At 44.4% G+C, this 12,306-nt stretch carries 15 protein-coding genes; 14 read left to right on the top strand and 1 reads right to left on the bottom strand.

Features of this window, described 5'->3' with window-relative positions:
• The first annotated feature begins 200 nt into the window (after positions 1 to 200).
• The 7 genes from D0466_RS06520 to D0466_RS06490 all read left to right on the top strand — a co-directional run bounded on the left by D0466_RS06520 (position 201) and on the right by D0466_RS06490 (position 5,257).
• A complete protein-coding gene (locus D0466_RS06520; protein ID WP_117321705.1) occupies positions 201 to 656 on the top strand; it encodes a YpiF family protein in 456 nt (151 codons plus the stop codon).
• A 173-nt stretch (positions 657 to 829) separates the two neighbouring features.
• Positions 830 to 1,336, top strand: a complete 507-nt coding sequence (locus tag D0466_RS06515) for a QcrA and Rieske domain-containing protein (RefSeq protein WP_117321704.1) — start codon at positions 830 to 832, stop codon at positions 1,334 to 1,336.
• 3 nt (positions 1,337 to 1,339) lie between these two features.
• The gene (qcrB, locus tag D0466_RS06510; RefSeq protein ID WP_117321703.1) at positions 1,340 to 2,014 is read left to right on the top strand and encodes a menaquinol-cytochrome c reductase cytochrome b subunit; all 675 of its coding nucleotides are present in this window, start codon (positions 1,340 to 1,342) and stop codon (positions 2,012 to 2,014) included.
• Positions 2,015 to 2,078: 64 nt separating this feature from the next.
• Positions 2,079 to 2,846, top strand: coding sequence for a menaquinol-cytochrome c reductase cytochrome b/c subunit (locus D0466_RS06505; protein WP_117321702.1), 768 nt, complete (start codon positions 2,079 to 2,081; stop codon positions 2,844 to 2,846).
• A gap of 172 nt (positions 2,847 to 3,018) precedes the next feature.
• Positions 3,019 to 3,609 carry a lipoprotein heptaprenylglyceryl N-acetyltransferase LhaT gene (gene lhaT / locus D0466_RS06500; protein WP_117321701.1) on the top strand — a complete coding sequence of 197 codons (591 nt, stop codon included), beginning with the start codon at positions 3,019 to 3,021 and terminating at the stop codon, positions 3,607 to 3,609.
• Between the two features lie 126 nt (positions 3,610 to 3,735).
• A complete protein-coding gene (ypjB, locus tag D0466_RS06495; protein ID WP_117321700.1) occupies positions 3,736 to 4,521 on the top strand; it encodes a sporulation protein YpjB in 786 nt (261 codons plus the stop codon).
• A gap of 58 nt (positions 4,522 to 4,579) precedes the next feature.
• The gene (locus D0466_RS06490; protein ID WP_117321699.1) at positions 4,580 to 5,257 is read left to right on the top strand and encodes a zinc metallopeptidase; all 678 of its coding nucleotides are present in this window, start codon (positions 4,580 to 4,582) and stop codon (positions 5,255 to 5,257) included.
• Positions 5,258 to 5,333: 76 nt separating this feature from the next.
• On the opposite strand, the gene D0466_RS06485 is transcribed toward D0466_RS06490, so the two are convergent.
• Positions 5,334 to 6,206: a YitT family protein gene (locus tag D0466_RS06485; RefSeq protein WP_117321698.1), complete on the bottom strand. Its 873-nt coding sequence runs from the start codon at positions 6,204 to 6,206 to the stop codon at positions 5,334 to 5,336.
• Positions 6,207 to 6,507: 301 nt separating this feature from the next.
• Here D0466_RS06485 and D0466_RS06480 point away from each other — a divergent pair, with 301 nt between their 5' ends.
• From D0466_RS06480 to D0466_RS06450, 7 genes are read left to right on the top strand one after another with little or no spacing between them, the layout of a single operon-like run.
• Positions 6,508 to 6,867, top strand: coding sequence for a nucleotide pyrophosphohydrolase (locus D0466_RS06480; RefSeq protein WP_117321697.1), 360 nt, complete (start codon positions 6,508 to 6,510; stop codon positions 6,865 to 6,867).
• Positions 6,854 to 7,654, top strand: a complete 801-nt coding sequence (gene dapB, locus D0466_RS06475) for a 4-hydroxy-tetrahydrodipicolinate reductase (protein ID WP_117321696.1) — start codon at positions 6,854 to 6,856, stop codon at positions 7,652 to 7,654. The genes D0466_RS06480 and dapB overlap by 14 nt, the downstream gene beginning before the upstream one ends.
• A gap of 14 nt (positions 7,655 to 7,668) precedes the next feature.
• Positions 7,669 to 8,088 carry a methylglyoxal synthase gene (gene mgsA, locus D0466_RS06470; RefSeq protein ID WP_117321695.1) on the top strand — a complete coding sequence of 140 codons (420 nt, stop codon included), beginning with the start codon at positions 7,669 to 7,671 and terminating at the stop codon, positions 8,086 to 8,088.
• Positions 8,063 to 8,782: a bacillithiol biosynthesis deacetylase BshB1 gene (gene bshB1 / locus D0466_RS06465; protein ID WP_233522557.1), complete on the top strand. Its 720-nt coding sequence runs from the start codon at positions 8,063 to 8,065 to the stop codon at positions 8,780 to 8,782. The genes mgsA and bshB1 overlap by 26 nt, the downstream gene beginning before the upstream one ends.
• A 2-nt stretch (positions 8,783 to 8,784) precedes the next feature.
• Entirely contained in the window at positions 8,785 to 9,927 is a 1,143-nt protein-coding gene (bshA, locus tag D0466_RS06460; RefSeq protein ID WP_117321694.1) for an N-acetyl-alpha-D-glucosaminyl L-malate synthase BshA, read from the top strand.
• Between the two features lie 14 nt (positions 9,928 to 9,941).
• On the top strand, positions 9,942 to 11,138 hold the full coding sequence (locus D0466_RS06455; protein WP_117321693.1) for a CCA tRNA nucleotidyltransferase: 1,197 nt from the start codon (positions 9,942 to 9,944) through the stop codon (positions 11,136 to 11,138).
• Positions 11,123 to 12,103 (top strand): biotin--[acetyl-CoA-carboxylase] ligase, encoded by a 981-nt coding sequence (locus D0466_RS06450; protein ID WP_199484511.1) that lies wholly within the window; start codon positions 11,123 to 11,125, stop codon positions 12,101 to 12,103. The genes D0466_RS06455 and D0466_RS06450 overlap by 16 nt, the downstream gene beginning before the upstream one ends.
• Positions 12,104 to 12,306: the final 203 nt, after the last annotated feature.

Below are 12,306 nucleotides of genomic sequence, written 5' to 3'. Positions count from 1 at the left end.
AGGAGGATGTGCTGAAGTCAGCGTTTGCCACAGCATGTGGCAGCACTTTAGCCGACGTTCCCTCTATCATGCATGTCGCTTCCACTTTTCTGACAAAAACGGTACACGGGACAAATACATGTCCGGACGTCGTTTTATTCAAAGATTTTTGATGGTAATATAGATATTGATCTTGATCTACACATAAGGAGGAATTTGAATTGAAATGGACACCAGGGGATTTAGAAACTTTCGAAGAAGCAAGGGAGTATATTGATACTGCGGTTGTCCCGCTCATACCGGTTTCCTTTCAGAAGGGCAGGAATCAATCAGCGTCCATGTATGTTTTCATTGACATGCTCACCGCGAGCATAGAGAACCAGTTTAAAGGGCGAGTTATGCTGATGCCTCCCCTGTCTTACCTGGCGGGTGAAGAAATCGGGAAGAAAATGGAGCTTGTCCATGCTTGGAGAAAAGAAATAGAAAGCTTTAGAAACATTTTTTTCATTACTTCAGACAGTGAATGGAAAGCATATGAACAGGAATTCGGGGGGACATTGATCTGGATTCCGTCTATTCCTCTGGAGCATTTGGAAGAAGGGCAGGCAAGGACGATGATAGTCGATCAGGCGCGGCAGGTTTTTGATTTATTTACCCGGAAATGGAATGAGGCGTAATCCGTCTTTTTCGAATTTTAAGAATTTTGGACACATTCTTGCCATCTTTTAGATTTATGGAAATATTGACCTTAATGAATTATTGATATATCATTGTAATGTCCTAGTTTTATAGTGTTTCTATTAATTGGTCCGTTGGACTCGAAGCTTAGTGATAGAGGGGGGGAAAATGCATGAGCAAACATAATGTTTCAAGACGTCAGTTCCTTAGTTACACACTTACTGGAGTAGGCGGGTTCATGGCGGCGGGTATGTTGATGCCGATGGTACGATTTGCCGTAGACCCTGTATTGAAGGCGGGTGCCGGTAGTGATTATATCGCTACTAAACAAAAGGTATCTGAAATTACAGCTGAACCGAAGCGTGTCGACTTCACATTCGAGCAAGTTGACGCCTGGTACAAGTCCGAGGTTACAGGAAGCGCATGGGTTTATAAAGACGATAATGGCAAAATCGTTGCATTATCGCCGGTGTGTAAACATTTAGGCTGTACTGTTGACTGGAATACGGACAAGTCTAATCCAAACCAGTTTTTCTGTCCTTGCCACTATGGCAGATATACAAAAGACGGTATGAACGTTGAAGGAACACCGCCGATTGCACCTTTGGATATGTATGATTTCAAGGAAAAAGACGGATTTCTTCATTTGGGTCCAATAAAACCGCATAAGGGGGCGTAATAATTGCTAAACAAGATTTATGACTGGGTAGACGACCGGTTGGACATTACGCCGCTATGGCGGGATATTGCTGACCACGAAGTTCCCGAACATGTAAACCCGGCACATCACTTTTCAGCGTTTGTTTACTGCTTCGGCGGGCTTACATTTTTCATTACGGTTATCCAAATCCTTTCAGGCATGTTCCTGACAATGTATTATGTGCCTGATATCAAAAATGCATGGGAATCTGTATTCTATTTGCAAAATGAAGTAGCATTCGGGCAGATTGTCCGCGGAATGCACCATTGGGGAGCTAGCCTTGTTATCGTCATGATGTTTTTACATACTTTACGAGTGTTCTTCCAAGGAGCCTATAAAAAACCACGCGAGCTTAACTGGGTTGTCGGAGTTTTAATATTTTTTGTTATGCTAGGCCTTGGTTTCACAGGTTATTTGCTGCCATGGGATATGAAAGCGCTATTTGCTACTAAAGTAGGCCTGCAAATTGCACAATCCGTTCCGTTTATGGGTACTGCCATCAAAACATTGCTCGCAGGGGACCCGACAATCGTTGGGGCGCAAACGCTTACCCGTTTCTTTGCGATACACGTGTTCTTCTTGCCTGGGGCACTTCTGGGCTTGATGGCTGCACACTTCCTGATGATCCGCAAACAGGGGATTTCAGGACCGCTATAATATGTAAAAGCGAACCAGATTTAAGAATATTACTGACCTTTTCATAAAGGAGGGGGATTGTTCAATGCATCGTGGAAAAGGGATGAAGTTCGTCGGAGATTCTCGTATTCCGGCGGCAGAACATCGTAAACCGAACATTCCGAAGGATTATTCGGAATATCCGGGTAAAACGGAAGCGTTTTGGCCTAATTTTCTATTAAAGGAATGGATGGTTGGAGCGGTTTTCCTGATAGGTTATTTATGTTTAACAGTAGCTCACCCGTCTCCTTTGGAGAAAATTGCCGATCCGACGGATACTGCCTATATTCCGCTGCCTGACTGGTATTTCTTGTTTCTCTATCAATTGCTGAAATACACTTATGCATCCGGTCCATACAATGTCATTGGGGCTCTCGTTATCCCAGGCCTTGCATTTGGTGCGCTGCTGCTTGCCCCATTTATTGATCGCGGGCCGCAGCGACGTCCTTCTAAGCGCCCGTTTGCAACAGGTTTCATGCTTTTGGCGGTTGCCTCCATATTTTACTTAACATGGGAGTCCGTTGCGACACATGACTGGGAAGCGGCGAAAAAACAAGGGCAAATCGTTGCTGAAAGCTCCGTTGATAAAGAAAGCGACGGCTATAAGCACTATAAGGCAAGCTGTGCTGGCTGTCACGGTAATGAACTTTCAGGCGGCACAGGACCAAAATTACTCGATACCGGCCTCTCGCCTGAAGAAGTTGCGAAAATTGCTAAAGAAGGAAAGGGAAATATGCCTCCTGGCGTTTTCAAAGGTTCTGACGAGGAATTGAAGGTATTGGCCGAATTCATTTCAAATGCGAAGACAAAATAACATCCTGGCGACTGGCGGAGAGATCCGTCAGTTTTTTTGTCCAGGAAATAGCACATGTAAATAGAAAAAGATGTGTGTAGTGCGGAAGGTTTGGAAAATAAACCAATTAAAGGTAATGTGAAAATATGGCACTACAGGGCCGGTTGTTTAGGACAGGGAAGAGGTAAGAGAAATGAACATCCTTTACGCGTTTTTCGCCAATAAAAACATTTTGGTTTTACTGCTTATCATAAATATAGTGGGAACGATTTACGGATACTATTGGTACATTCCCCAATTGCGTGAAACCCCGGGAATCTTCCTGCCTTTTGTTCCGGATAGCCCGACCGCGAGCTTGTATTTCGTGTTTGTCCTCATCGCATTTTTAATGAAAAAAAACTGGGGACTGATAGAAGCACTGGCAATAGTGACTTTATTTAAATATGGTATGTGGGCTGTGGTCATGAATCTTCTTACGCTTTATACAACGGGTTATTTGCCTTGGCAAGGGTATATGTTGATCGCTTCCCATGGCGCGATGGCAGTTCAGGGAATCCTTTATTCCCCGTTTTACAGGATAAAAACTTGGCATCTGATCTTCGCAGCCATATGGACCCTGCATAATGATATCATCGATTATGTGTTCAAAATGATGCCGGTCTACCGTGATCTAATGCTATATATGGACAGGATTGGTTATTTTACATTTTGGTTAAGCCTGTTATCGATACTCATTGCCTACTATTTCGGCGTTCGGAAAAACCGACATATCCTTTCCATTTAGATTTCATAACGTTTTCAAGATGAAAAAAATGGGTTTTGATGCGGCCAAAAATAAATACTCAGGTGATGGTCTACTCTAAATTCCTCTCTCATATTGTTAAATAGAGGAATGAGGAGGGACAAGGGTATGGTAAAAAAGATCCTGTTACTGGCAGCCATTATATTTGCGGTTTCGTTTTCAAATGTAAATGCAGAATCCTCTTCTAGTTTGATAAAATTAGATGAAATTGCTGATGAAGCGTTACAGCTAGCTAAGCTAGGGAGATATGAAGATACGGAAAAAATGCTGTCCTATTTTTCGGAGAGATTCCTGAAAGTCACTGCAAGAGAACAGATCTTCAGCATGGACGAACTCCGGATTATCACTGTGGCCCATAACCAGGCATTGACGGCCGTAAAAAACAGCGGGGTTTCCCATTCGGAAAAAACGAATTCTGTTACAAAATTCCGGCTTGTCATCGATGCGATTAAGTCGACACATCAGCCGTTATGGACCGCAATGGAAGCACAAATGATGGGAACATTCAGCCAGGCAAAGGCTGCCATGAAGAAACAAAACCCTGAAGAATTTCATGTGAAGCTGAATGCCCTGCTATCGCAATATGAGATGATCCAACCAAGCCTAAAGGTTGATGTTGCGCCGGAAAGAATCCTGAGATTGGATGATCGGCTGCAGTATATTAATCAAAACAGTACGGAGGTTTTTTCCCGAAAAGGCAGCCAAAAGGAACTGGACGCCCTCGGGAAGGATTTAAAGTCTATTTTTGATGAGATGAAAGAGGATGAAGCGGACCCCTCTTTATGGTGGGTCATAATTTCAACCGGAAGCATCATTATATTGACTTTATCCTATGTCGGCTGGAGAAAGTATAAAGGCGACAAGGAAAAGTCAATGAAAGAGCGGAATGATTGACACGTAAGCACTGAAAGCCATACAATTATATTAATATTCAAGTCATCAGGAGGAAGTTATGTATCTCATTTATTTGGCGATCATCATCCTTATCCCAATCTATGCCCAAATGAGGGTGAGAAGCGCATATAAGAAATATTCGCAGGTGCCTTCATCATCAAGAATGACCGGAGCCCAGGTGGCAAGGCAGATTTTGGACCAAAATGGCCTCTATAATGTTACTGTGGAAGAAACCAGGGGCGTGCTAAGCGATCATTATGATCCACGTTCAAAAACAGTGAGGCTGTCATCGGATAATTTCCATGGCCATTCCGTAGCCGGTACGGCAGTCGCGGCCCACGAAGTTGGACATGCCATCCAGGACCAGCAGGCATACTCATTCCTTCGCATCCGCCATGCTTTAGTGCCTGTTGCGAGCCTTGGATCCAATTTATCCTGGATTTTAATTTTGATCGGAATCTTTGCCAATTTATCAGGCTTCCTGCTGGCTGGTATTGTCTTCATGGCGGCTGCCGTGGTCTTTCAAATCGTTACCCTTCCCGTTGAATTCAATGCCTCATCAAGAGCGATGGACCAGGTTGTTTCCTTGGGAATCATCAGGAATGATGAAGAGCGGGAAACGAAAAAAGTCCTTAATGCCGCAGCTTTGACATATGTTGCCGCCGCCGCTGTCGCCGTACTCGAATTGGTCAGGCTGATCCTGATTTATACGGGAATGACGCGCAGCGAAGACTAACTGATAAAAAAACCAACTTCGGAACGGAGCCGAGGTTGGTTTTTTTATGCCAAAACCATTAGGAAAGCCGCCGCCTTTACCGTTGAATTGGATTCTTGTTTTCATCCAATGTAAAGCCTTCTCCCAATACATCGTGGACAATACTTACAGAAACGAAGGCATGCGGGTCGACTGAAGTAATTACGGTTTTCAGACGTACAATTTCATTCCTTCCAACTACACAATAAAGAACCTCCCGGTCTGTTTTCGTAAACGAACCATAGCCTTTTAAAACCGTGACGCCCCGATCCATTTCCTTCATAATCTTATCGGCAATATGCTTGTTCTTATCGGAAATGATAAGTGCCCCCCTGGCCGAGTACGCACCTTCCTGCATAAAATCAATAACTCGGGCAGCGATAAAAACAGCTACCATGGTGTACATTGCTTCGCGGTAATTTAGATAAGTAAGAATGGAAAGCGTTATTACTATCGCATCAAACAAAAACATCGTTCTTCCCATGCTCCATCCGTAAAAATGCAGCATAATCCTGGCTATAATGTCCACTCCGCCTGTAGTTCCGCCGAAACGAAAAGTGATTCCAAGTCCGATGCCGATGAAAGCACCGGCAAAAAGCGCGGCTAGCATAAGATCCTCGCCAAGCGGTATGTCAAATTGATACCGTTCAAATATCCAAAGCCATACTGACAAACTAACTGTGCCGACAATCGTATATATGAAAGTTGTTCTTCCAAGAAATTTCCAGCCTAGAAAAAAGATAGGGATATTCAGGATCAGGTTGGAATAGGAAGGGTTGATGCCGGCCAATTGATAGATAATCAATGTAAGCCCAGTAAAGCCCCCTTCAGCGAGATTGTTTTGAATATTGAAATGAATAAGGCCGAATCCGAATATGGCAGAGCCAAATAAAATGAACAATATATTTTTGATCTTTACGCCGGTGAACATTTTTTTATACCTCCATAGACCCTTTGTTTTTCATCTGTGGGCACGTGACAATTATTATAAAGGAATAAACATCCAGTAGCAATTAAGGCATCTGTGGCTAAAATGTTGTCATAACCCGAAGTTTTAGCTAACATTAATAAGAATGGATCAAGCTTTCCGCGTTAATCCGCTGTTTAGTATGCCCTAAAAAGGGAACGGCAGTTGATTATGTCGACAAAAATACATAAAGGGTAATACTGAAGGCCGAAATAGTTTTCCTGCAGCCATTAGTGCAGGCAAAAGCTTTGAAAAGGGTGATATAATGGGCAATAATAAGTCATTGCGCGACATGCAGGCGGAAGTAGATCAGTACATAAGCCAGTTCAAGGAGGGGTATTTCAGCCCTTTGGCCATGCTTGCAAGGCTTTCTGAAGAACTCGGGGAGCTCTCGCGAGAGGTGAACCACTTTTATGGAGAGAAACCGAAAAAATCATCTGAAAAGGAAAATACGGTTGAAGAAGAACTCGCAGACATGCTTTTTGTAGTAATCTGTTTTGCAAACTCTTTGAACATTGATTTGCAGAAAGCACATGATGCGGTCATGCATAAATTCAACACTCGTGATAAAGACAGATGGACAAGAATAGGGGAAGAAGGAGAAGATGAAAATGGAAACAATTAACATAATTATAGCGGGACCAAGGGGGAGAATGGGCAGGGAAGCAGTCAAGCTTGTCCATGAAACAGAAGGATACCGGCTCGCGGCTGTTCTTGACAGAAAGCATGGCGGTATCAATATGAATGAGATGGAAGGGTTCCAGGGCATTGATGCACCTGTATATTCTGATCCGGAAAAATGTTTCACCGAAGTGAAAGCTGAAGTGCTGATCGACCTCACAACACCGGACGTAGGCATGCTTCACGCTGAAACTGCCTTAACCCACGGGATCCGTCCGGTTGTAGGAACAACGGGTTTTTCCATTGATGATCTGGAGAGATTGGAGCGTTTGACGAAGGAAACAGGGCTAGGATGCATCATCGCGCCTAATTTTGCAGTCGGGGCTATCCTGATGATGAAATTTTCCCAAATGGCAGCTAAATATTTTCCGGATGTCGAAATCATTGAGCTGCATCATGACCAAAAATTGGATGCACCTTCAGGAACAGCCGTCAAAACGGCGGAGATGATCAAAAGCATAAGGCAAAGCAAGCAGCAAGGGCATCCAAACGAGAAGGAAACGATTGAAGGGGCGCGCGGTGCCAATTTTGACGGCATGCATATACATAGCGTAAGGCTTCCAGGCTTAATCGCCCACCAGCAAGTCATGTTCGGTGCTGACGGGCAAATGCTGACGTTAAGACATGATTCTTTTAACCGGGCATCCTTTATGTCGGGCGTAAAGCTGGCCGTTGATACAGTTATGCGACAAGATCGCCTTGTTTACGGATTGGAAAATATCATCGAGTAGGAGGCGGGTCCCAGATGAAAATAGCATTAATCGCCCACGATAACAAAAAAGAAGACTTAATCAGGTTTGTGACAGCTTATAAAGATATTTTCGAACCGCATGAATTATATGCGACCGGTACCACCGGCCAAAAAATTATAAACGAAGTATCACTTCCGATACATAGATTCAACTCGGGGCCGCTAGGTGGAGATCAGGAAATTGGCGCTCTAATCGCAAGGAACGAAATGGATATGGTCATCTTTTTCCGTGACCCTTTGACTGCCCAGCCCCATGAACCGGACGTATCAGCTTTAATCAGGCTGTCCGATGTATATAATGTACCGCTCGCAACAAACATGGGAACTGCCGAAGTGTTGGTCCTGGGACTCAAAAACGGTTATATGGCTTGGAGGGATATCATAGACGATGAAGGTGAGCCAAGTGGAAAATAAAATGGATATCGTTGCGTTCGGAGCCCATGCGGATGATGTAGAAATCGGCATGGGCGGCACGATTGCTAAATATGCAGCCCTAGGCAAAAAAATACTCATATGCGACCTGACGAAAGCGGAGCTGTCTTCCAATGGCACGGTTGAAACACGGATGAAGGAAGCCGAAAAGGCCGCCTCCATCCTCGGTGTAAAAAGGATTTCCCTTGATCTGCCTGATCGCGGGTTATACATGACCGAAGAAGCTGTTGGTAAAATCGCTACTGTCATAAGGCAATATAAACCGAAGTTGCTTTTTGCCCCTTATTATGAAGACAGGCATCCCGACCATGGAAATTGCGCCAGGCTGTTGGAAGAAGCGGCGTTTTCTGCAGGTATCCGCAAATATATGGAACACTCTGAAGTCGAAGCTCATAAGGCAGAAAATTTGTATCTGTATATGATTAATGGCTTCCATAAGCCTGATTTTGTGGTCGATATTTCGGATGCAATCGGCCAAAAGCTGGACAGCCTCCGGGCATATGAAAGCCAATTCAAAAAAAGTGAAACCGGCGCTATGACACCGCTGGTTAACGGTTACTTAGAATCGGTCGAAGCAAGGGAGCGTTTATTCGGACAAGGAGCAGGCGTTGCATACGCCGAGGGTTTTATTTCAAAAAAACCGCTCCTGCTCTCTTACGATTTATTAGGAGAATAATTATGAAATTAAAAATTGGGATTACCTGTTACCCCACTGTTGGGGGATCAGGCGTGGTGGCTACCGAGCTCGGGAAGCTGCTTGCCGAGAAAGGGCATGAAATACACTTTATTTCTTCAAGCCTTCCTTTCCGGTTAAACAAGATGTACCATAATATTTTTTATCATCAGGTGGAAGTCAATTCATACTCCGTCTTCCAATACCCTCCCTATGACCTTGCGCTCGCAAGCAAAATGGCCGATGTCATCAAAAGGGAACAACTTGATGTCCTCCACGTGCATTATGCAATTCCGCACGCGGTATGTGCGATTTTGGCCAAACAAATGGCTGGCACTGATGTTAAAATCGTGACAACGTTGCACGGTACGGATATAACGGTGCTGGGATATGACCCTTCGTTGAATGATTTAATTAAATTCGGAATTGAAAAATCGGACATCGTTACAGCGGTTTCCAATGCTCTTGCCATCCAGACAAAAGAGTTGATTGCTCCTGATAAGGATATCCGGACTGTATATAATTTTATAGATGAACGAGTCTACCAAAAAACGGACTCCAGCCATTTACGTGAAATGTACGGCATCAACGAGTCCGAAAAGGTTTGTATCCATGTTTCAAATTTTCGTGCCGTCAAACGGGTGCAGGATGTAATCCGTTCTTTTGCTTCCATTCAAGAAAAGATCCCGGCAAAATTGCTTCTTGTCGGGGATGGCCCTGAAATGACAGTGGTTTGCAGGTTGGTCCAAGAACTTGGGATCGAGGAAAAAGTCTTGTTTCTAGGCAAGCAGGATAAATTGGAAGATTTATATTCCATCAGTGATTTAATGCTGCTGCTTTCAGAAAAAGAAAGCTTCGGCCTCGTTTTGCTTGAAGCCATGGCCTGCGGAGTCCCAAGCATAGGCACCAATGTCGGCGGGATTCCGGAAGTCATAGAGGATGGTGAGACAGGCTACATATTAGACCTGGGTGATAACCAGGCTGTGGCAGATAGGGCTGTCGGACTTTTGACGGATCCGGATTTGCATAAGCGGTTTTCAAAAGCTGCTGTGGCAAAGGTGAAATCCAAATTCCGTTCGGACATTATTACGGCTAAATATGAATCGATATACCGGGAATTAGTGGCTTCAAAACCAATTAACCAATAAAGGAGATTCTCTCCATGGACAAGATTTTCCAGAAGGCTGTCCCCATTCTCGAACAAATCGAAGATGCTGGCTTTCAGGCGTTTTTTGTGGGCGGCTCAGTCCGTGATTATCTGTTGCAAAGAGAAATAAATGACGTGGATATTGCCTCATCTGCCACCCCTTCCGAGATTAAAACGATATTTGCCAAAACGGTTGATGTGGGTATTGAACATGGAACTGTGATGGTCTTGCATGAAAGAGCTGGCTATGAGATTACTACATTCCGGACGGAGGGAAACTACACTGATTTCCGCCGTCCCGATTCGGTGCAGTTCATCCGCTCACTTCAAGAAGATCTTAAACGACGGGACTTTACGATGAACGCAATGGCAATGGACAAGAACGGCCAAATCATAGACCCTTTCCTGGGAAAAAAAGCAATCGAAGGAAAACTTATCGTGACTGTAGGCAATCCTGATGAAAGGTTCCGTGAGGATGCGCTCCGGATGATGAGGGGCCTTCGATTCGTGAGCCAGCTTTCATTTGACTTGGATGGCCAAACCCTGCAGTCATTGAAAAACAACGGTGCCCTGCTTGAAAATATAGCTGTTGAACGGATATATGCAGAATTTGAAAAACTGCTGAAGGGCAAAAACAGAAAGAAAGCTTTTCATTTACTTTCAGAAAGCGGCCTTTATAAATTTTTACCCGGCTTTAAAAGTCTGGGAAAAACTCTGGAAATCCTTCAAACTTTGAATATTGAAAAACTCGATGATCCCGTGGAATTATGGGTTTTATTACTGGTAATCGGCAATATTGAGGATACTGAAGCTTTTTTAAGAATATGGAAAATGCCGGTCAAACAAATCAGGGAAATCGGCCGCTTGCGTTTTCATGTTGAAAAGGGAACTGATTTCACAGAGGATAAAATGGCCCTTTTTCACTCGGGGCTTAATGAGGCCGCAAAAGTCACAAAAATCATTGCAGTCCTTGATCATTTTAATGGCAATGAAGCGGAATGGAAAGTAAAGGAAGCATTTCACAGGCTGCCTATACATTCCTTGAAAGAGCTGGCGGTGGATGGAAATGATCTGGTCGCCTGGTTTGCGCAACGTCCCGGCCCCTGGGTGAAGGAAGAGATGGAGCTTATCCTTTCAGCCGTTCTCCGGGAAGATGTAATCAATCGAAAAACTGATATAAAGGGGTGGCTCGAACTTTGCAATCGGATATAAGAACGAAGCTAATCGAAGCATTCTCAAAAGCGGACGGAAATTTTATTTCAGGGCAGGAAATCGCTGAATATATCGGTTGTTCCCGGACTGCAGTCTGGAAGCATATTGAAGAGTTGCGAAGCGAGGGGTATATATTGGAAGCTGTGCGAAAAAAGGGCTACAGGATCGTCACGAAACCCGAAAAGGTGACTGCCAATGAAATTCAGCTGGGACTTGCGGCCGAGGTTTTCGGAAAGGCGATCCACTATGAAGAAACGGTTGATTCCACGCAAAAAATTGCCCACCGTTTAGCGGGCAGCGGTGCGCCTGAAGGGACTCTGGTTGTCGCGGAAGAGCAGAGCTTCGGCAAGGGCAGGCTTTCAAGAAACTGGTATTCTCCGAAGTATACAGGCATTTGGATGAGTTTGATCCTGCGGCCGAATATCCCTTTTCAACAGGCACCCCAGCTGACATTGCTGGCGGCCGTCGCAGTCGTCCAGGGGATAGAGGAAGCAACGGAATTAATGCCCGGAATCAAATGGCCGAACGATATCCTGATCAATGGAAAAAAAGTCACAGGCATCCTGACCGAACTGCAGGCCGAGGCTGACCGCATCCATTCTGTAATTATCGGAATCGGCATCAACGTCAACCAAAAAAACGGGGATTTTCCTGAGGATCTGCTGGAAAAAGCATCCTCCTTGTTCATTGAAACTGGACATCAAGTTTCACGCGCAAAGCTGATCCAGCACATCCTGGTGAAAATGGAGATCCTGTATAAGCTTTATTTGGAACAGGGTTTTGCGCCAATCAAGGTACTTTGGGAAAGCTATGCCGTAAGTCTTGGAAAGGAAATTAAGGCTTCTACCTTAACCGAAACGATCCATGGCACAGCACTCGGCATTACGGAAGAAGGCGTCTTGCTTGTCGAAGGCCATGACGGGCAAATTCATAACATTTATTCTGCTGATATCGAGTTGCCATAGGAGTGTATTCGAGGGCGTCAAAGCTCGTTTCCTATTATAAATATTTTTAAGATGTCCTTGATAGTAATAGCATTTTAAAATGGAACTTGTTATAATTTCTTTGGGCAGTATCTTTTCTGAACTGCACCTTGTATGTAATTGGACAACCAAATTTCTGCCTTGATCCGGAATGCCGGACGGGGACGGAGGGATGAAACTTCTGA

The organism is Peribacillus glennii, assembly GCF_003429105.1.
GTDB classification, from domain to species: Bacteria; Bacillota; Bacilli; order Bacillales; family DSM-1321; genus Peribacillus; species Peribacillus glennii.
This window is presented reverse-complemented; position numbering and strand designations above follow the sequence as displayed.